18 protein-coding genes, 1 rRNA gene and 4 pseudogenes are annotated in these 20,646 nt (G+C 45.9%); 9 read left to right on the top strand and 14 right to left on the bottom strand.

Annotated elements, in window-relative coordinates; all coding sequences use genetic code 11:
- Positions 1-177: 177 nt before the first annotated feature.
- On the bottom strand, positions 178-1,083 hold the full coding sequence (locus JCM12259_RS10365; protein WP_025066413.1) for a helix-turn-helix domain-containing protein: 906 nt from the start codon (positions 1,081-1,083) through the stop codon (positions 178-180).
- A 119-nt stretch (positions 1,084-1,202) separates the two neighbouring features.
- On the opposite strand from JCM12259_RS10365, the gene JCM12259_RS10360 reads away from it, so the two are divergent.
- Genes JCM12259_RS10360 through JCM12259_RS10350 form a run of 3 tightly spaced genes read left to right on the top strand, consistent with a single transcriptional unit; the run spans position 1,203 to position 3,352 of the window.
- Positions 1,203-1,655 (top strand): cupin domain-containing protein, encoded by a 453-nt coding sequence (locus JCM12259_RS10360; protein ID WP_004384417.1) that lies wholly within the window; start codon positions 1,203-1,205, stop codon positions 1,653-1,655.
- Between the two features lie 12 nt (positions 1,656-1,667).
- Positions 1,668-2,432, top strand: a complete 765-nt coding sequence (locus JCM12259_RS10355; RefSeq protein ID WP_025066412.1) for an MBL fold metallo-hydrolase — start codon at positions 1,668-1,670, stop codon at positions 2,430-2,432.
- Between the two features lie 17 nt (positions 2,433-2,449).
- Positions 2,450-3,352 (top strand): radical SAM mobile pair protein B, encoded by a 903-nt coding sequence (locus JCM12259_RS10350; protein WP_006949221.1) that lies wholly within the window; start codon positions 2,450-2,452, stop codon positions 3,350-3,352.
- Between the two features lie 219 nt (positions 3,353-3,571).
- Here the strand turns inward: JCM12259_RS10350 and JCM12259_RS10345 are convergent, their stop codons facing one another.
- The 5 genes from JCM12259_RS10345 to JCM12259_RS10325 all read right to left on the bottom strand — a co-directional run bounded on the left by JCM12259_RS10345 (position 3,572) and on the right by JCM12259_RS10325 (position 8,451).
- Positions 3,572-3,976: a hypothetical protein gene (locus tag JCM12259_RS10345; protein WP_025066411.1), complete on the bottom strand. Its 405-nt coding sequence runs from the start codon at positions 3,974-3,976 to the stop codon at positions 3,572-3,574.
- Entirely contained in the window at positions 3,973-5,217 is a 1,245-nt protein-coding gene (locus tag JCM12259_RS10340) for a site-specific integrase (RefSeq protein WP_025066410.1), read from the bottom strand. The genes JCM12259_RS10345 and JCM12259_RS10340 overlap by 4 nt, the downstream gene beginning before the upstream one ends.
- A 12-nt stretch (positions 5,218-5,229) precedes the next feature.
- Positions 5,230-6,459 (bottom strand): site-specific integrase, encoded by a 1,230-nt coding sequence (locus JCM12259_RS10335; protein WP_025066409.1) that lies wholly within the window; start codon positions 6,457-6,459, stop codon positions 5,230-5,232.
- Positions 6,460-6,910: 451 nt separating this feature from the next.
- Positions 6,911-7,687, bottom strand: a complete 777-nt coding sequence (locus tag JCM12259_RS10330) for an ABC transporter ATP-binding protein (RefSeq protein WP_025066408.1) — start codon at positions 7,685-7,687, stop codon at positions 6,911-6,913.
- Between the two features lie 17 nt (positions 7,688-7,704).
- Entirely contained in the window at positions 7,705-8,451 is a 747-nt protein-coding gene (locus JCM12259_RS10325) for an MlaE family ABC transporter permease (RefSeq protein ID WP_025066407.1), read from the bottom strand.
- Positions 8,452-8,626: 175 nt separating this feature from the next.
- On the opposite strand from JCM12259_RS10325, the gene lptB reads away from it, so the two are divergent.
- The 5 genes and pseudogenes from lptB to JCM12259_RS17875 form a co-directional block, all read left to right on the top strand.
- Positions 8,627-9,430, top strand: coding sequence for an LPS export ABC transporter ATP-binding protein (gene lptB / locus JCM12259_RS10320; RefSeq protein ID WP_172793015.1), 804 nt, complete (start codon positions 8,627-8,629; stop codon positions 9,428-9,430).
- Between the two features lie 441 nt (positions 9,431-9,871).
- Complete coding sequence (locus JCM12259_RS15050; RefSeq protein ID WP_036888950.1) at positions 9,872-10,105, top strand: hypothetical protein; 234 nt, start codon at positions 9,872-9,874, stop codon at positions 10,103-10,105.
- Between the two features lie 15 nt (positions 10,106-10,120).
- Complete coding sequence (locus JCM12259_RS10310) at positions 10,121-11,695, top strand: hypothetical protein (RefSeq protein WP_025066405.1); 1,575 nt, start codon at positions 10,121-10,123, stop codon at positions 11,693-11,695.
- A 293-nt stretch (positions 11,696-11,988) separates the two neighbouring features.
- Entirely contained in the window at positions 11,989-12,915 is a 927-nt protein-coding gene (locus tag JCM12259_RS10300; protein WP_025066403.1) for a DUF6261 family protein, read from the top strand.
- Between the two features lie 255 nt (positions 12,916-13,170).
- Positions 13,171-13,347 (top strand): annotated as a pseudogene (locus tag JCM12259_RS17875) (IS30 family transposase); the annotation flags it as partial.
- 134 nt (positions 13,348-13,481) lie between these two features.
- Here the strand turns inward: JCM12259_RS17875 and JCM12259_RS10290 are convergent.
- The 7 genes and pseudogenes from JCM12259_RS10290 to JCM12259_RS10265 form a co-directional block, all read right to left on the bottom strand.
- Positions 13,482-13,868, bottom strand: coding sequence for a hypothetical protein (locus JCM12259_RS10290; protein WP_024992164.1), 387 nt, complete (start codon positions 13,866-13,868; stop codon positions 13,482-13,484).
- A gap of 6 nt (positions 13,869-13,874) precedes the next feature.
- Positions 13,875-15,187, bottom strand: a pseudogene (gene der / locus JCM12259_RS15045) (ribosome biogenesis GTPase Der).
- A 1-nt stretch (position 15,188) separates the two neighbouring features.
- Complete coding sequence (era, locus tag JCM12259_RS10280) at positions 15,189-16,070, bottom strand: GTPase Era (protein WP_025066401.1); 882 nt, start codon at positions 16,068-16,070, stop codon at positions 15,189-15,191.
- 192 nt (positions 16,071-16,262) lie between these two features.
- Positions 16,263-17,282 carry a beta-ketoacyl-ACP synthase III gene (locus tag JCM12259_RS10275; protein WP_025066400.1) on the bottom strand — a complete coding sequence of 340 codons (1,020 nt, stop codon included), beginning with the start codon at positions 17,280-17,282 and terminating at the stop codon, positions 16,263-16,265.
- A pseudogene (gene rpmF / locus JCM12259_RS16250) lies at positions 17,282-17,466 on the bottom strand (50S ribosomal protein L32). The gene JCM12259_RS10275 and the pseudogene rpmF overlap by 1 nt, the downstream one beginning before the upstream one ends.
- A gap of 6 nt (positions 17,467-17,472) precedes the next feature.
- A pseudogene (locus JCM12259_RS15040) lies at positions 17,473-18,005 on the bottom strand (YceD family protein).
- A gap of 57 nt (positions 18,006-18,062) precedes the next feature.
- The gene (locus JCM12259_RS10265) at positions 18,063-19,226 is read right to left on the bottom strand and encodes a sensor histidine kinase (protein ID WP_025066399.1); all 1,164 of its coding nucleotides are present in this window, start codon (positions 19,224-19,226) and stop codon (positions 18,063-18,065) included.
- Positions 19,227-19,698: 472 nt separating this feature from the next.
- Between JCM12259_RS10265 and JCM12259_RS10260 the strand changes: the two genes are divergently transcribed.
- On the top strand, positions 19,699-20,436 hold the full coding sequence (locus JCM12259_RS10260) for an SIMPL domain-containing protein (protein ID WP_025066398.1): 738 nt from the start codon (positions 19,699-19,701) through the stop codon (positions 20,434-20,436).
- 97 nt (positions 20,437-20,533) lie between these two features.
- On the opposite strand, the gene rrf is transcribed toward JCM12259_RS10260, so the two are convergent.
- Positions 20,534-20,646, bottom strand: a 5S ribosomal RNA gene (gene rrf, locus JCM12259_RS10255).

Genomic DNA, 20,646 nt, shown 5'->3' with positions numbered 1-20,646 from the left:
AAAGATACTCTACAAGGCTTCGGACTTGGAGAAGATGCTGGAGGAGAATTATCAGGGTAGTCAGACAGGATAAAGGCAATAAGCGTATATTGGTGAATGGATAACGGCACTTGAGCAGAGATATATCTGTTTCAAGTGCCGTTCGTTTATTGGTAAGTTCTTCGTTTAATCATTTTTCTATTCTGCGGTAAACTGTTGTCCTTTATATTCTTCTTTAAACTCCGTAACCGTCTGTCCTGTTTGTTTTTTGAAGAAACGCATTAAATGTCCCGGCTCCGAGAAATTGAATTCGTATGCCAATTCACTGGTAGTTTTGTCAGTGAATAGTATTTCATTCTTGATTTCTGCAAGCAGACGTTGTTTCAGCAGATGTACGGCCGTTTGCCCATATTGTGCCTGTACAGAAGCATTCAATGTAATGCGGCTGATGTTCAGCATGGCTGCATAGTCGGCCACTTGCTGGTATTGGCGAATATGTTTCTCTAAGAGTTGTTTGAACTCAAAGGCATGGTGGTTCTTGGGGGCATCAAAAGGCAGATGGTATTGAGCAGAATACCTACGATTAAGGGTCATGAGCAGATAATGAAGCAAGGATACGATGATGTGATAGCTGTCGGCAAGAGGATGGTTGAGTTCTTCTTTTATCCGCACAAGCAAACGCTCGTATTCTTGTTGTTCCATAGCTGTAGCCGACAGATAGGGTGGGAAATCTGTTTGGTAGCAATAAAGCAAACGATAAGTAAAGAAAGGATCGGCAAGATAGGTTGAAAGAAAATCATCACGGAAAATAAGGAAACGATAATCCGTTTGGCTTTCATCAATGTGCCACTCCTGATGGATGTGCGGCGAAAGTATCAGCACCGTATTGTCTTTCAACTCGATATATTGAAAGCCATAACGCAGCCACCCGGATGCTTTCCTAAAGAAAAACAACTCGAAGAAGTTGGTTTTGAAAGACGGATACTCCATCAATACGCCCCGCAAACGCTCGTGCGTATCGGTATTGATGTTGAAGTCTACACCACATTCCGTTTTGCAGAAAGGAATTTGTGTAAGTTCTTGGGGATGACTCTCTAATTTCATGCAACAAATGTACGAATAATTAATGGTTTATCAAAATGGTAGAGCATATATTATTAATGGTAGAATGTGTCTTTGTTTTATGCACTACCTTTGCACTCGTAATCAAAACAAATAGCATTATGAAAGAAATTAAAATTGTAGAAAAAGGTGAGAACTTCACCACGGTGAACGTAGGTAAGTTGAATGAAATTAAGGAATATGAGTTGGCTATGGGCAATTTCTCTATCCCGGGAAAGATGTTTGCCGGACATGCACTACAAGCAACAGGCGCAGAATTGTCTTTCCAAAGTCTTGCAGCTGGACAGGATTATGGCACACGCCATACCCATAAAACCCACGAAGAGCTTTATTTCATTCTTAAAGGTGAAGGCATTTTCGATGTAGACGGCAAACGATTTCCCGTTTCAGAAGGAAGCATCGTGAGAATTGCGCCCAATGGCAAACGTGCTTTCAAGAACACAGGCAGCAGCGAAATGCTCGTGCTTTGCGTACAATATAAGGCAAATTCGTTCTCTGATGATGATGAACCTCTGAAGGATGGTATTATGCTGGAAGCCAATGTTAAACTTTAATTTTAATAAACAATGAATATCCAACAAGTAAGAAACGCAACGATAATCGTTGAATATGGGGGAAAGAAAATTCTGATCGACCCCATGTTGGGAAAGAAAGGCTGCATGCCTCCTTTCCCCTTTAGTAGAAATCAACACCTGCGCAACCCACTTCATGAACTACCTTTTCCTGTAGAAGAGATATTAAAAGGTGTAGATGCAGTGTTGCTTACCCATCTACACGATGACCATATTGATGAGGCGGCCTATGAAATGATACCTAAAGATATGCGATTTTTTGTGCAAGACGAAAACAATCGGCAGGTGGTGATGTCGCATGGATTTAATCATGTGGAAGTTGTCGGCGACAATACAAGGATTGGGGAAGTGAGCATACAAAAGGCCGAAAGCCAGCATGGTAATTTCATCATGAAGTATCCTGCCGGACATACAGCGGGTTATGTATTCACTCATCCACAAGAAAAGACGCTCTATCACGCCGGAGATACCATCTGGTATGCTGGTGTGAAGCGCAATTTGAAGCGTTTTCGCCCCGAGGTTATCACCCTTAATGCAGGTGGCAATGGTTTTCGCTTGGGTGGACGCGTTATTATGAACGATGAAGATGTGGTAAAAGTTGCTGCAGCTGCACCTGATGCAAAGTTATTTGTGACGCATCTTGAAGGCGTGAACCATAATAGCGTGACGCGTGAAATGGTGAGAAAGCGTGCGGAAGTGGCAGGAATTTTAGACCGCGTCTTTATTCCTGAAGACGGTGAAACGGTAGAGGATTTATAAAGAATAAAGGAAGGAATATGGCAAAAACACTCATTGGAACGAAAGAGGTGCGTGGCATCATGACCAAGTCCAACCTCCCTGTTGGTGGCTATTCGGTGAATCCATACGTGGGGTGCACCCATGCTTGCAAGTATTGTTACGCCTCATTCATGAAGCGCTTCACAGGACATAAAGAAGAATGGGGCACTTTCTTAGACGTGAAGCATTGGCCTGCAATCAAGAATCCGAAGAAATATGCCGGACAACGGGTGGTTATTGGATCAGTGACCGATGGGTATAATCCCGAAGAAGCAACGTTCCGCAGGACACGTAAACTGCTTGAAGAGCTCAAAGACAGCGATGCGGAAATACTCATTTGTACAAAGAGCGACCTAGTGTTGCGCGACCTTGACCTGCTCCGGCAAATGAAGAAAGTCACCGTATCGTGGTCAGTCAACACGCTTGATGAGACATTTCGTGCCGACATGGACAAGGCCGTGAGCATAGAGCGGCGCATCGCAGCCATGCGAAAGGTCTACGAGGCGGGCATCCGAACCATTTGTTTTGTGTCGCCCATCTTCCCTGGCATCACCAATTTCAAAGCTATTTTTCATGAAGTGAAAGATATTTGCGACCTCTTTTGGCTTGAGAACCTCAATCTGCGGGGTGGTTTTAAGGCCAACATTATGGGTTATATCAAATCACACTATCCCCATTTGTTCCCACTTTATGAAGAAATCTATTTGCATAAAGACCGAACATATTGGAAGCAATTGGAGCAAGAGGCCGCGAAAATGGCACAGGAGGCTCAATGTAAGTATGTGGATAATGAATTGCCTTACGAACGAAGTCCCAAAGGACATCCCTCGATAGTGAATTATCTTTATCACGAAGAAATCAGAGGGTCAGGAAATACGGGTAAAAGGAATGTTATGCAATAAAACAGATGCGTATCTCTACTGTTGATAGACTACTTGGAGAATAACTACTTATAAGGCTTTCGGTATACTTGAAGGCCTCAAAAAACAGAGTAGCATGTAGTCAAACGGTAGTAATAGTAATTCCTACTTTCTGACTACAATACCAACCCTTTCCTTTCACCGTATTACCTTTCCTTGTAGTTATGTAGTAAGATAATATCGGTGAAAGAGAAAAGTGTATCAATTGATACTGCCACTGCAGTATAGGAATATCTGTTCTACCATAGGTGTTGGGTGTTGTAACTCTTGGCAGATGTGTTTTCTGAACAAGTGGGCTTCCATGCTGTCCAATTGATAAGACAAAGCGATGATGATAGTGAGCGGATAAAGTGGAGCATAGCCTTTTAACTGTCCATTTACGAACACTTCCACCTCCCCTACATTCCTTTCCTCGGGATGTAGGGAAAATATTTTGAGGAGTAGTTGCAATTGATAATTGAGCTTCTTCCATGTTACATTAAAGAAATCTACGAGTTCACTCTCTGTCATGGCTATATCACCTTTGCCTTTGCGAATGATTTGCATATTGTCGCCCCACTCGAAATAGCTGCGCTCTCTTTTTGTTTGATGATGATTGACATTCATACGGCTTCCTCCTTTATCTCTTCTTTTTGATGTTTCCTTATCAATCTGTCCATATCCTCCGAAATCTTATTATCGGTAACCTGTGCGTAGATTTGAGTACTGGATATAGAGGCATGGCCCATCATCTTGGCAATGCTTTCGATGGGTATTCCTGCACTTAAACTCATCGTTCCGAACGTGTGCCTCGCCATGTGGTAGGACAACCGTTCTCTGATGCCACACGCCTTGCCCACGATGCTCAGCTTTGCACTCATCACGCTACGGCTACAAGCACAGTGAAAAATAAAGTCGTCGTCTTTTCCTTTCACGGTCTGCATTTCTTTCATGCTCGGTTGTTCTTTCTTGCATTGATTGATGATAGCCTCCGCTATCGGGTGCAGGGGCACAATAAACTCCATCTTTGTTTTCTGCCGTTCCTTTCGGATATATTTCTGTCCGTCGGCTGCCGTTTGAATGTGTCCAAATTGCAAATGTTCCATATCAGCAATAGCCAAGCCCGTAAAGCATGAGAAGATAAACATCCGTCTTGCTTGTTCTGCTTCCTTATCTATTACTCTCAATGCCATGAGTTTGCCAACATCGCTCTTTTGCAGAAAGCGTATCTTCTGTTCCGTTTTCTCATACTTGGCATTCTCAAAAGGATTGCAACGAATGATTCTCTGGCTGACCGCACGGTACATCAGCCTACTCAGCCAACAAAGGTAACGATTCATGGTTGCTGTTGCCAAGCCTCGTTTTTTCAGATAGAAACCGTATTCCTCAAATAAGTCTTCCGTTATTGCAGAGATGGTTATATCCATCATTCCCTTATCCTTTACAAACTCTGTAAGTAACTTGTCTGAATAGAGAAGATTCTGATAAGTGCTTTTTGCTCTTGATTTACCCACGCACTCTTTAACGGATTGCAGTTCTGTCTTGCTCATGGCAAGAAGTGTTGTCGGTGTGGTGGCTATTCCCTGCAAACGGTTTTTAAGCAGTTCCACACTTACCACTCCGTCCTTTATCAGAATATCCTGATAGGTCTTCTCTACAAGTTCCTTAAACTCGCCGATTCTTTGATTGGTCTTCTTGTCGGTTGTCAGTCCTTGTTTGCTGTTCCACTCGGAGGATTTGCACTGCTCGCCTGTGGTAATGGCGGTGCTTTTTCCGTCTATGGTGATACGGCAGAGAATGGCGGTCTTGCCGTCTGCCTTTATTTTCTGTCTGTTGATGTAAAACAATATCTTGAATGTACTTCTCATAAAAAATCTTGGTTAAATGGTTAAACGCAAATCTTCAGTGAAAGAAAGGAAACGGTTAAACTCCTCAAAGAGTTTCTGCGGTGTTACCTTTGCATAACGTTCGGTCATACTTACGTTCGTATGTCCAAGCATCTTGCTGACTGTTTCAATAGGAACGCCCTGCTCCAAGGTGATAAGCGTGGCAAAGGTATGCCTTGCAGTATGCGATGTAAATGGAAAAGAAATACCTGCCCGTAATCGCAAGGCTTTGAGACAGGACTGATAGTTCTTGTATTTGATGCAGGGAAGTAGTATTTCCCTTTCATCGCTGTGCATTTTCTCTATTAACCGAACAGCTTCCGGCAACAACTTGATACGACAAAGTACGCCCGTCTTCTGTCGGTTGAACTTCAACCACAAACTACCTGCATCATCACGGACAAGGTGCTTCTTGCTTAGTTCCATCAAATCACAATAGGCTGCACCGGTATAACAGGCGAAGAGAAACACATCACGAGCAGTTTCCATTTCTTTTTCCAATTCATCAAAGCGGAGTGCCTTCAACTTGTCCAATGCTTCTTGGTCAAGTGCCTTGGGTACTTTCTTGTCTCCCCGTTCTATATGGACTTTGTCAAACAGAAGCGTATCAGCCAGTCCCTCACGATAAGCCAGCCTACAGACGGTCTTCAAATCTGCTGCAACTCTGAAAAATGTGCTTTGCTGATGCCCGAGTTCACTAAGACAGAATGCTTGCAATTCGTAGATGAAGTTTTCTGTCAACTGCGAGAATGTCAAATCCGAAACATGATACTTCTTCTGTATAAACTCCTGCAATCGTTTTCGAGTGGAATGATAGGCGGACATAGAGTCCCTCTTGATGTCTATACCGATATGGCTTTCTTTCTCCTTAATGAGCATATCCAATCTCTCGATGAGCCTGCATCGTACCTGCACACAGCCTTGAAACTGTTCCTTTACATCGGTTGCATCAAATGGCTGTCCTTTGGCAATCAACGACTGATAGGCAGATTGAATGGAAAGCAGAAGATTTTCCAACCAGCCGTTAACCTCCACCGCCTCATGGCTCTTGCCGTCCATCCTGCTTTCACGTGAATTCCACAAGTCGGGGTTGCAGGAAAGTTTACAACTAAACTGGGCAATGGAACGCCCAATGGTAATACGTCCCATAATCGGAGCTTTCCCCGATTTGTCAAGCCCGCTCTTTTTAAGGTAGAGCAACACCTTCATTTTCTCTGTTTTCATACGCTTTAATATTTGTGGGTAAAGTTACCCGAATTAAAGCGTTCCTTACTTACGCAGAAAACTGCCGACCAAAGCAACAGCCACACGAGCGAAAATAATTCAGTTACCGAATACTGCACCATTGTTACCTACATCAAAACAAGGTAACACTCTGGTAACTGAACTTCTGCCTAAATCTGCATATTTCTGCCCTTTACAAATAGAGCAGTATTATGCTGATTTATGTATTCCCTCCTCATTATCAGTTAGTTTACATCAATTTCGATATTTCTTCATTTTCATTGATTAGTTACACTGCGATAAACGGCAAATTGCGTTGCAACTCATCGTTAATTGCAGACCAACTAACGGTGAGTTGCAGGGCGATTAACGGTGAAAGATAAACGACTTTATGGGTGTTTGAAAATCGATTGAATCTTTTCGTTAAAAGACAAAGGAAGGGCGTGTGTTGTCATTTCTTCTCATTCTCTTCCTCCATCTCCACTTCTTTCACTTTGCGGAACAAGTCTGAGGCGAAGACCAAGGCATTGAGCCGCTCATTGGTGGAGTTGATCACAGAATCTTTATTACCCTGCCACTCTTTCTTACCTTTGTAAATGAAAATGATGTTTTCGCCGATTCCCATGACGGAATTCATATCATGGGTGTTGATAATCGTTGTCATGCCAAACTCTTTGGTGATACTCGACAAAAGTTCGTCGATCACCAGCGATGTCTTTGGATCCAGACCGGAATTGGGCTCGTCGCAAAACAGATACTTGGGATTGAGCACGATGGCGCGCGCAATAGCCACACGCTTCTGCATTCCGCCCGAAATTTCGCCGGGATATTTATCCTGTGCATCGATCAGTTTCACTCTGGCGAGACATTCCTGTGCCCGTTTGGTGCGTTCGCGGAGCGTCATCGTGGAGAACATATCCAGCGGAAACATCACGTTTTCGAGTACGGAAAGCGAATCAAAAAGGGCTGCACCCTGAAAGATCATCCCCATTTCGCGGCGCATCAGCACCTTTTCTTTCTTGTTCATTGCCACGAAATTGCGGCCGTCATAACTGATTTCACCTCTCGTCGGTTCTAAAAGTCCCACGATATTTTTCATCAACACGGTCTTTCCCGAGCCGCTTTGGCCGATGATCAGATTCGTTTTCCCGGTTTCAAACGTGGCATTGATTCCCTTCAACACCGTCTTGTCTTCGAATGATTTAGTGAGATTCTTTACTTCTATCATATTTTAGCCCCCTAAGTCTAAGATAATACTTGCGTCAAGAATACATCTGAAAACAAGATCAGGACAGAACTACTCACAACGGCATCGGTGCTGGCTTTGCCCACCTCTACGGATCCACCTTCAACTGTGTAACCGAAATATGATGACACACTGGCGATGATAAACGCAAAAAACAGGCTCTTGACAATGCTCATCCACATAAACCATGAATTGAAAGAGTGTTGTATTCCCAATGTCAAATCTTCCGGACTGAGAATGTGACCGATGTAAGCCGTTGCGTAAGCACCTAAAATTCCCAGGGCCGAACTGAATATGACGAGAAACGGCATGATGGTGACCAGTCCGAGAATCTTAGGCAATATCAAGTAAGAAGCAGAATTAACGCCCATGATATCGAGTGCATCAATCTGCTGAGTCACACGCATCGTGCCCAATTCCGACGCAATATTAGAACCCACTTTGCCGGCCAAAATCAAACACATGATGCTCGATGAAAATTCAAGCAACATGATTTCGCGCGTGGTATAACCCGAAACCCAACGCGGCATCCACGGACTTTGGATGTTGAGTTTCATCTGAATGCAAATCACTGCACCGATAAAGAACGAAATCAAGAGAACAATCCCGATGGAATCTACACCCAATTGCGACATTTCCTTGACGTATCGTTTCATGAACATACGCATTCGTTCGGGACGCGCAAACGATCTTCCCATCAATATCAGATACTTGCCGAAAGTGGTCAGAAACTTTAATAATACCATTGATAAAACGCGGTTTGTTGGCCGCAAAAGTAACCAAAATCCATTAAAAAACTGCAATAAACAAGACGACTTTTGGTTTTCTAAGTATTATTTAGGCGGAATTTTGCTAATTTTGCCACACATTTGACAGACGAATAAATATATGGATGAGCGTAATAACGTGTTCGGAACCGAGATGATCGGCTCTCAAACGCAAGACGGAAAGATGGTTTTGCGCACCGAAGGACTGGTCAAACGATACGGCAAACGCACGGTGGTGAATAACGTGTCGATCGATGTGAAACAAGGCGAAATCGTCGGACTGCTCGGTCCTAACGGTGCCGGAAAAACCACATCATTCTATATGACCACGGGATTGATCGTTCCCAACGACGGACATATTTATCTCAACGATCGCGATATCACCAAGTTTCCTGTTTACAAACGTGCGCGCGCCGGCATCGGTTACTTGCCGCAAGAGGCCAGTGTGTTTCGAAAAATGACGGTGGAAGACAACATCCTCGCAGTGCTTGAAATGACAGGAAAGCCTCGCAGCTATCAATTGGAGAAATTGGAAACACTCATCAAGGAATTCAGACTCACCAAAGTGCGTAAAAACAAAGGCGATCAACTCTCGGGAGGAGAGCGTCGCCGCACCGAGATTGCGCGCTGTCTGGCCATCGATCCTAAGTTTATCATGCTCGACGAACCGTTTGCCGGCGTCGATCCGATTGCAGTCGAGGATATCCAACACATCGTTTGGCAATTGAAATATCGCAATATCGGTATTCTGATTACTGACCACAACGTGCAGGAAACGCTCACAATCACCGATCGGGCTTATCTGTTGTTCGAAGGAAAGATTCTTTTTCAGGGCGAGCCCGAAGAATTGGCAGCCAACAAAATCGTGCGAGAGAAGTATCTGAGCAATAGCTTTGTGCTACGCAAAAAAGATTTCCAGATGCTCGATGAAGAGCGACGGGCGCGCGAAGAACAATAAATTTTCTTCCGAATCATTTGTAAGTTTAAAATTTATTATCTACTTTGCCCCCAGTTTCCGCCTTCGCCCCCTTCCGCCCCCTAAGTTAGGGGGATGGGGGTTTGAACAAGCGAGGGACCGATCAAAAGGATCAAACGAGAATATGATTAAACAAGCAAATATAAATAGCCGTAACGCGATGCAAAAGAACTTCGTTTCTCTTGCATCTTTTAACGCTTTATATTTGCATATCTCGGAAAAAGTCTTAACACACACACACACACACACATCTTACCTGGCATAGACGCCTTTCACGTCTCACCCTACGCGCGCGCGAGGGGAGACGACTAACCCCCTTTAAGCAAAGGGCTCACGAGAGTTCCCTTTGTTCCTTTTTCATGCCCTTTTGCCAACCGAGCAAGGGGGAATTTTCACGAATTATTCACTCAAAACATAGCGATTATGAACAGAAAACAATTAGAGAGATGGGCTTACGCGAAGCCCGCAGTTGAGACGATCCGCTTGGAGCCTCACAGTGAATTAATGGACACCTCGTTCCCCAGCCAGCACAATCCCGGCCATCACGCACAGGCCCGAGCAGTGCCAAACAAGGTTGGTTTGACGAGGAAGACGAGGACGAAAGCCTCACACCCTCCACGGACGAAGAGAGCCTTTGGGATTAGAGAGAGTTATTAATTAAGTAAAACAGAAATGAAAGATTACATGAAGACAATCAAGACATGGACGCTGTTGGTGGCAGGACTGCTGCTGACAGCCAGCTGCGCCAATGACGACGTAACGCAGAAAGACACAGAAACGGATAACGGCAATGACAAAAACTTGACCACTTTCGTAACCGGCGCAGAACCTACCTCGCGCACCTCGATGGACTACGCCAGTGGTAAATTCTATTGGGAGTCAGGCGACTATATCTACGTGCAGGACGATGACGGCGCATGGCAGAAGAGCAGCAATGCTCCGACGACCAAGACAGCCTATTTCACGTTTAAGGTACCAGGAAAGTTCAAGAATAGCACAACTTATAAGGTTTACTATCCAGGCAAGAACGGTAGCAATGACCAAGTAACGATTTCTGCCGCGCAGACGCAGGAAACGCCAAACACCACCGCTCATTTTGGCGCATCAGGCGATTGCGGTATAGCAGACGCAACAGGCACCAAAGGACGTGGACCATTCAACTTCACGCTCGATCATCAGGCGGCTTACCTCGTATTTCACCCTTATGTAAGTAACACATTGTTGCAGAAGTGCAATTTAACTAAGATAGAAGTAAGTTCAGACAATGATATTACCGATACTTATACGCTTACCTCAACAGGCGCATTGACAGACGGTAGCGGCACAGGCAAGCAAATCATCCTCACCACCGGGGGAAGCGGAACTTACGCCAATGGCTTCCCCTTGAATACCACATCAGCGAGCGTAACCACCAATGGTGCCTATATGGTTATTAAACCAGGCACTCATACCTTGAAGGTACGCTATTGGTTAAAGGATGTTGCAACAGGAATAGAAGGTACTGTTACAAAGGCTTTTAAAGCTTTTAACTATGACGTGAATAACTATTATGATATAGATGGCAACCTTAACATACGCGATTACGATGGCGACCATTATTACATGTGGGACGCTCAGGAACAATATTGGAAGGGGCACGAATGGTGGTCAGCCAATAAAGACCAGCCAGTGTTGAACGGTGACATTAACGGCAACTTTGCCCAGAGCAACTCTGACCCTCGTTACTACAACACAAGTTTCCCAGGTTATGGCATAAGCTACGCCGCTACTCACGCATCATGTAAAGATCTTCCAAACGCTAACGAGCTGTCTTGGTATTGCATGTACGGCGATCCCCGTTGGGATACAGATGAATTATGGACAACTATGGGTCATTTATATAAAGGTGGTATGTGGTTTAAGAAGAAGTCTGTATTACAGGCAAAGGGTCATTACGACACCGAGAAATCTGCCGACGGTACAACCGACGCGCGTACAACAAGGAAGTACTACGAGAACCGCAGCAGTAGTATCACCAGCTCTGGCCTCCCTTCCGCCGCCGATGCAGGTAATTACTTCTACCTTCCCGCCTTGGGTCACTACGTCTCTGGTCAGCTGTACTACCTTGGCATGGACGGCTACTATTGGTCGTCAAGTGCTGACCCAGGGTACAGCAGCAGCGCGTACTTCCTGCTCTTCAGCTCTAGCTACATCTGCTCATACTACTTCGACCGCTACTACGGGTACAGGGTCGGCGGTTTCGAGTAGTCCTAAAAGCCCCACCCCGACCCTCCCCAAAAGGGCCAGCGTAGGCCTACGATAAGCGGAAAATTAGAAAAAATGGTGCTTCCGCCGCGGCGGAAAGCTCCCCTAACGGAAAAATGACGCTTCCGCCCGGGCGGAAGAGCTGAAAATGAAAAAAACAACGTTTCCGCCCGGGCGGAAACGATAAAAATGAAAAAAATGAACTTTCCGCCCGGGGAAATTTATCCAAATGGCTCTCGGCAACATTTCCGCCCGGGCGGAAGCTCATTTTTAGAATCATCCAAAACATTCCTATCATGAAAATCAAAGAATTTAAAAGAAGTAATCTCCAAAACATGGAGCATTATCAGTTTGCGTCGCGCGTGTTGCAACTCTGCAACGAGGCCAAAGTGGGGAAACTCACGGCGGTGCTGGGTCCGCTCGCGGCCTGCGTGGCCGACGAAGATCGGGTGTTGAACCAGCCGCGCACCGGGGCCGATACCAAAGCGTTGGAAGAGGCCGACCGCAAGCGCGACAAATCCTATCAATCGCTTCGGTTGCTCGTGGCGTTGCACCTCAACAGCGCCGACAAGGCCGTGTTGGCCGCCGCCGAAGCCGTGGACCGCGTGATGAAAGCCTACCCCGACGTGGCCGCGAGTAACTACGACAAAGAGACGGGACTGATCAAAAACCTCGTGGCCGACCTGCGCACGGCCGATCTCTTGCGGCACGTGGCACGGATTCAAGCGCAGGTGTATGTCAACCTGCTCGATGCCGACAACAAAGCGTTTGATCAGTTGTTCCACGCCCGGGTGAAGTCGGGTGCTCCCGCCGGTTCGTTCGACATCAAACCGCTGCGCGCCGCCACCGACAAAGCTCTCAATGCCGTGCTCCGCCGCATCGACGCCCTCGACGAGCTGGAGCCGTCGGCGCAGATCACAGCCTTGATCACGCAATACAACAACTTGGTGGATAACCGCCGGACACTGTTGGCTGGTCGGGCCGCAACGAACAAAGCGCACGCCGACAAGCAAACCGAGGCGCTCCGCAAGGAACTCGACCCGCTTATCCGCCAGTTTGAAGAAGAAAACGGCATCGCTCCCAACGTCCTCACCTTTACCGGCAAGACCAAAGGGACTGGCAAGAACAAGGCCTATGAATTGGCGTACAGCACTGACCCGAAACGGACGCTGTGGGTTGTGAAAAACAAAGAAGGCGCGCTGGAAAAGGAAAAGGCGATTTAAAGGGTGAAAAGTGAAAAGGCGATTTAAAAGTGAAAAGGTGAAAAAGGTGAAAGGGTGAAAAGGTGATTTAAAAGTGAAAGGTGAAAGGGTGAAAAGATGGCTGTTGAGCCTGTCTTTTCACCCTTTTGCTATGGTTGGGGGTGGTGCGGCAGGTTGGTTGGAGCATCTGTCAATCTACGCTTTCTCGTGAGTTAAAACGCAACAGTAGTCCAACGTAAGTATATCTGGTTCAAGGCTCATGACAAGACTATGGAGCGCGAAAGCTCAAAATATAGGCACGGGCCAAAGCGCAAGGCGTTTCCCGTCGCCGATAGGACCAGCATCCATCAACACCCCGAAGAGGCAAACGGGAAACGCTTCGGGGACTTCGAGATGGACTTGATTGTAGACCGTTATAACCACGCCATCCTCACTCTCGTGGAGCGTTTCACCAACATGCAAGCTCATTAGGCAGTATATCCAAAAGCAAGCAAACTTCGATGATTTCACAGACAAAAAGATAGCAATGATACAGAAGAAAACCTATCGACATCAACTGAGGAATAAACCTGCCATCATTCTCTGCTTCACCGCATATACCAAACACCCTCTTGCTCTACCATCGGGACGACAATCTGCTCGGTAGTACTATCTCCATAGGCGAAGACTAAGAACACATCGGCCACGTGGCGAGCCGTATCGGCTTTAGCATTAACGATGCGTACCTCACGAATTCCGCGATGTTCATCTTGCTGCTGACCGACAAACATCTTGGCATTGACAATCAGCTGCTCGCGATAAGAATCCGGAAGCGAGTCAGGACAGTAGAAACCATCGACGTACTGATCATACTTACCGGCCAAAAGCTGGTCATAATAAACCTTGGCAGCCTGTGCCGCCACCTCATCCGGCGGAGGTCCTGACGCACACGAAGCTGCAACGAACAGGGCTGCGACATATAACAGCTTTCTCATTTCGGGTTATTTCTGACGTATGAACACGTTGATCGGACAGCCGTGCATCGCCCAATTCTCACGGATTTTATTCTCCAAGAATCGGCGATAAGGCTCTTTGACGTACTGCGGAAGATTGGCATAGAACACAAACGACGGTATCTGTGTATTCGGAAGCTGTGTACAATACTTGATTTTAATGTACTTCCCCTTAATCGATGGCGGTGGATAAGCTCTATTAAAGGCAACATCACCTCATTGAGTTTGGCTGTACCGACGTGCGCTTTACGGTTTAGGTAAACCTGTTTAGCCGTTTCCAAAACCTTAAAAATGCGCTGTTTAGTAAGTGCCGAAGCAAATATAATAGGAAAATCGACGAATGGTGCCATTCTGTTTCGGATAGCATTCTCGAACGTCTCGATTACTTTCTGCGTCTTATCTTCTACCAAATCCCATTTATTTACCACCACAACGAGACTCTTGTTGTTCTTTTGAATCAGCTGAAAAATATTCATATCCTGTGCTTCTACGCCTCGCGTGGCATCCAACATCAAGATACAGACATCACTGTTTTCAATCGATCGGATAGAGCGCATCACGCTATAAAACTCCAAATCCTCCGTAACCTTGTTCTTGCGCCGTATTCCGGCGGTATCGACCAAGTAGAAATCAAATCCGAACTTGTCGAATCTCGTGTAGATACTATCACGTGTTGTGCCTGCGATCTCAGTCACAATATTGCGGTCTTCACCCATAAATGCGTTGATGATGCTACTCTTCCCCGAATTAGGTCGCCCAACAACAGCAAAGCGTGGAATGCCATCCTCGATGAGTTCGGTATCATCTCCTACCAACTTAGACGTCACCAGATCGAGCAAATCGCCCGTACCGCCCCCCGTGGCAGCACTGATACACTGCGGATCTCCAAGTCCGAGAGAATAAAATTCAGCAGCTTCGTAATACTGCCCGCTATTGTCTGCCTTGTTAGCAACCAGTATAACCGGGAGTTTCGAACGGCGAAGTATCTGCGCAACATCTTGATCCCAGTCGGTGACTCCAGTCATAATATCGACCAAAAACAGCACAAGGTCAGCCTCTTCCGTGGCTACCAGCACTTGTTTTCGTATTGCATCTTCAAATATATCATCTGAGTTGACTACCCAACCGCCGGTATCTACCACTGAAAATTCACGCCCATTCCAGTCGCACTTACCGTATTGCCGATCGCGTGTAGTGCCCGCCGTGTCGCTCACGATCGCACTCCGCGTCTTAGTTAATCTGTTGAATAACGTGGATTTACCCACATTGGGGCGCCCCACAATTGCTACTAAGTTTGCCATTTTATTCTAAATTATACCCGAATTGATTGAGTTCCCGCTGCGACGAACGCCAATCTTTATCCACTTTCACGAATGTTTCAAGGTAAATTCGCTTGTCGAAGAATCGCTCCAAAGCCTTGCGAGCCTCCGAACTCACTTTCTTCAACGCCACACCTTGATGTCCGATGATGATTCCTTTTTGACTATCGCGCTCCACGAAGATGATCACCCGGATATGGATATGCGCGTCGTCTTCTTTGAAGCTCTCCACTTTCACCTCCACAGAATAAGGTATTTCCTTGTCGTAATACAGCAAAATTTTCTCGCGGACAATCTCACTGACAAAGAATTTAGCAGGTTTATCGGTCAGCTGATCTTTCTCGAAGTAAGGCGGCGAAGCGGGTAACAGCTCCTTGATGCGCTTTAAAAGGATGTCGATTCCGAAGTTGTTCTGTGCCGAAATAGGCAATATCTCGGCCTCGGGAAGCAGCGTATGCCATCGCTCCACCATCGTTCCGAGTTGCTTCTGGTTGCTCTGGTCAATCTTGTTGATAAGCAACAGCACCGGAATGGTCATTTTTCGCACCTTATTTAAGAACTCTTCGTTCTTCTCCGGATTCTCAACCACATCCGTAACATACAGCAACACATCCGCATCAGCCAATGCCGACTCGGAAAAAGCAAGCATCGACTCCTGTAATTTGTAGTTGGGTTTCAGTACACCGGGCGTATCCGAAAATACGATTTGCATATCCTCGGTATTCACAATACCCATAATACGGTGGCGAGTGGTCTGTGCTTTGAACGTTGCAATGGATATTCGCTCGCCCACCAAACGGTTCATCAGCGTAGATTTACCTACATTCGGATTGCCGACAATATTTACAAAACCTGCTTTATGCATCTATAAATTGTTTAAAAGACCGTTAATCGTACGATGTTAAACCGTTAGTTATACGACATTTAATTGTTAATTGCACAGCATTCAACCGTTAGTTGTGCAGCATTTAATGGTTAATCATTTCGCAATGAGAATAAAAAAACGCATTCTTTTCATACGAAGGATGCGTTTCTTGATGTGTTATTGCGTTCTGAATCACTTCTTTCCGGCCGCCTCTGCTCCGTCATACGCCCATCGATAAAAGGCTGCTCCGTTGACGAAACCGGCTCCGAACGCCGTAAAGAAGATGTTATCGCCTTTTTTCAACTGCGACTCGAAGTCCCACAAAACAAGTGGCATACAAGCTGCACTGGTGTTACCGTAACGCTGAATGTTGACCAACACTTTGTCCATCGATACACCGACACGCTTGGCAACGGCCTCGATGATTCGCAAATTGGCTTGATGACTGATCACGTAATTAACATCATTCTCTGTCAAATGGTTGCGTTCCATCAGTTTAACACAATCATCTCCCATTGCCGTTACGGCATAACGGAACACCGTACGACCCTCTTGATAGGTGTAATGAAGGCGGTGATCCACCGTAAAACGCGATGAGGGGCACACTGATCCGCCCGCTTTCACGTGCAGGAAAGGCAGTCCCTTACCGTCCGTGCGATGATAAGAGTCTATCAATCCGATATTTTCTTCGGTAGTGCCTTCAACCAAAACGGCTCCCGCTCCGTCGCCGAACAGCGGACAGGTAGCGCGATCCTGATAGTCGGTTATAGCCGACATCTTGTCTGCACCGATGACGATGATACGCCGATGACGCCCACTTTGAATCATATTGCACGCCACATCGAAGGCGTACATAAAGCCACAGCACGCCGCAGAGAAATCAAACGCGAACGCATTTTTCAGTCCCAGCTTACCCAAAACGATGGAAGCCGTAGAAGGATGAATATAATCCGGCGTTGTCGTTGCAACGATAAGAGCGTCTATACTATCAGGATCTGCACCCGTTTTCTTCAACAGCAGCTTGGCCGCTTTACGCGCCATATAAGACGTTCCGAGGCCTTCTTCTGTGAGAATACGCCGCTCTTTGATACCCATTCGCGTGGTAATCCACTCGTCGTTGGTATCGACCATACGCGATAATTCCTCGTTATTGAGGATGTAATCGGGTACATAGCCAGCAACGCCAGTAATAATCGCGTTGATCGTAGCCATTATTCAGCAGCTTCCTTAACGATAGCCACCTTACCTCTGTACTGTCCGCAGGTGGGACAAACGGTGTGATAGATGTAGTAAGAGCCGCAGTTAGGGCATAAAGCAACGTGGGCGCAACGGCTTTGTCGTGCGTTCTTCTTTTCAGTGTACGTGTCTTCGACTGTCTTCTTTTAGGATGTGCCATTTTGTTTTATTCTTTTAATATTGTTTTTAATTGTTCCAAACCGCTCCATCGCGGGTCTGTCGATTCTTCATCAAGCCCATTGCTACTTCGGGTAGCCGTATGCTCAGCGAGCATTTCAATCATAGCAGGATTACATTTGCCAGGTATATGCACGTGTTGATAGGGATTGACAATGCAACAAACTCGTAAATGATCCACGAAAGGTCGAGTATTCCTTTGTCCTCGGGCACAATCAGGAGATCATTTTCCTCTGAATGAGTCTCACCCAACTTGACAACGAGCCGGTTATCAGTATTGATCGGCTGCTCCATATCATCGAGACAGCGATCGCAGGGGATGTGTATGCTGCCTACTATGTGCGAATCGAGTTCGAAAAGAGCACCGGTCTTGCGTATAGACAGCACTACACACAATTCGCCTCGCCGCACTTCGGGCGCGTTTATCACCTCAAAGTAGTTGTCGTCAAGCTGAAACTCACAGCTATTAAGCCCTTCTTTCAGCTCTTTCAAATCTATTTTTAAAGCTTCTAAACTACACATTTGGGTTGCAAAGTTACGAATATTTTCCGATAAAAGGTAATAAATGAATGAAAAAATCTAATTTCTTAATTCTATTCTGAACGTGGTTCCGTGTCCCGGTTCAGATTCTTTCACTCGAATCTTACCGTGGTGATAGTCTTCGACTATCCGTTTAGCCAGCGGCAATCCCAATCCCCAACCACGTTGTTTGGTCGTGAATCCGGGACGAAAAACGTGCCGGACGTCTTTCTTGCGGATTCCCTTACCCGTATCGGTAACATCTATCAACACTCTGTTTCCGACCTGTATTATACCTATTATAATAGTACCCGTACCATCCAAAGCATCAACAGCATTCTTGCAAAGGTTCTCAATCACCCATTCAAACAGTTGCACATTGAGGTTCACAGTCACCTCTTCGGACGGCAGACGCAACTCAAAACACACCTTGTCGGACGTGCGACGCGACATATAATCAACCACATGAGCTATCAATTCATTCAGATTTGCAGGCACAGACTCGGGCGTTGATCCGATCTTCGAGAACCGATCGGCAATCAGTTGCAGCCGTTTCACATCACTGTCTATCTCCGGAATGAGTTCATCCTGCGGATAACGCTCACGCAAGATCTCCGTCCACGCCATCAGACTGCTTATCGGTGTGCCTAACTGATGAGCCGTTTCTTTGGACAATCCGGCCCAAACTCTATTTTGTTCGGCCCGTTTCGACGTAAGCAAAGCAACGACAGCTGCCACAATCAGAATGATAACCGCACCGAGTTGAACGAACGGATAGACTGCCGAGAGCTTCAACATTCGCGAATTATCATAGCAAACATCGATATAATCCTTATTCGCTGCGTCGGCAATCGTAATTCGGATGCACTGTCCCATAGTTCGAAGTCGCGCACCGATAACTGCTGCACGCCGCAGACTGTCGCTGGGCGATCCTTGCGGCAGCGATAGATTGCGAAAAGTCTGTACGTTTCCCGCCTGATCCATCACGATAACCGGAATGGTGGTATTACCGTTAAGCACTTTCAACACCAAGTTCAGATCTGTTCGTTCATCCGCATTATTCAGCGTATTCATTGCTTCTGCCCACACCTCCATCTTCTTACGCTCTTCCTGTTCTAAGTCACTGATCAGGAAATGCGACATCAACAACGAGGCCACCGCAATAAGAACGGTGCCCAAAACGAGCAAAACTTTGATTTGATGTATGTGATCTGTCCACGGCATAACGGTCAATCAACGCATAAACTCGGCGAATATTGTGCCATCAACAATCTTTTTGCAAAGCACGACGCACGAAAAAGTTGATTTCCAATCATGCTTCATAAGCTTGCATCTAATGCTTTTTCGCCATGCAATGAAGCATGAATCGCAACGCGATGAACCGTTAGTTGCACGACAATTAACGGTTAATGGAAACATGATCGCATTTTTTACCAAAGGGTATAGACTTTTTTTGTTTTTTATTGCATGACATGTGGCTATGTGATAAATGTTTTCCTCGCCGCTTGAAAGAAGAATTGGAAGTGAGGCTATGGATCTGAGATTCGGCTATAAACCAATAATGAACTGTAAAATAATATTCGATGTTAAGTCAATTATCAATTGATTTCATATCAAGAATTTATCGAAATGACTTGTAAATATCATTTCTTTTCCCGACATTTGCAATCAATAAGATATTTAAAATCACAAAATCATGAGTAAAACAAAAATGATCGCCATCGGATTTGCCGGCGTCGTAACCGTTATCAGCGCTTGGCTTCTATCCAACGGATTCACTAATTTCAAGAAAGATGCCCCGACGATTAACGTCACCGGCATGGCCGAAAAGCAGATTACGAGTGATCTGATCGTGTGGAATATCACAGTTGACGCCGAAGATGACACACGGAGCGATGCTTTCTCTGCGTATAAAAAAACGGCAAGGGTACTGAGACGCTATCTCAACGATCACGGGATTCCTGACAAAGAAATCTCGACCAATAGCGTGGACATCTCTAAACTGACAAAACAATATTATGATTCGGATGCAAAACAATATTACTCTGTGGACAAGGGATACTCTGCCTCACAGACTTTCACTGTCAGTTCACACGACGTGAGCAATGTAGAACGTGTTTACCAGAACATTTCCGAGCTGTACAATCAGGGTATTTCCTTCTCAAGCAGCACACCGTCATATTATTACACCAAACTCAACGAACTCAAAATGGAGATGCTTGGCAAAGCAAGTGCCAACGCTTATGAGCGCGCACAAGTAATAGCCAAAGGTAGCGAAGCCTCTGTCGGCCCTCTCATTTCGTCCTCGATGGGCGTCTTTCAAATTGTAGGACTTAACAGCGACGAGGAATATAGTTGGGGCGGAACGTTCAACACGACAAGCAAAGAGAAAGTTGCCAGCATCACGGTGCGTACCACTTACAAGGTGAAATAAAATTAAGACACACCGCACGAATCCGTGCAACCCTTTCACTTTTTCACAACCAAAGAGTCCTTTCTGAGATGGTTCTCTGAAAGGACTCTGTGATGAAAAAAGGCGGATACCTACTCTCCCGCATTGCATTGCAGTACCATCGGCGCAATTGGGCTTAACTTCTCTGTTCGGAATGGGAAGAGGTGGAACCCCAACGCTATAACCACCTGA

The sequence above is a fragment of the Hoylesella enoeca JCM 12259 genome, from assembly GCF_000613405.1.
GTDB lineage: Bacteria > Bacteroidota > Bacteroidia > Bacteroidales > Bacteroidaceae > Prevotella > Prevotella enoeca.
The sequence above is the reverse complement of the archived record's forward strand: the minus strand, read 5'-3'. Positions and strand labels throughout refer to the sequence as shown.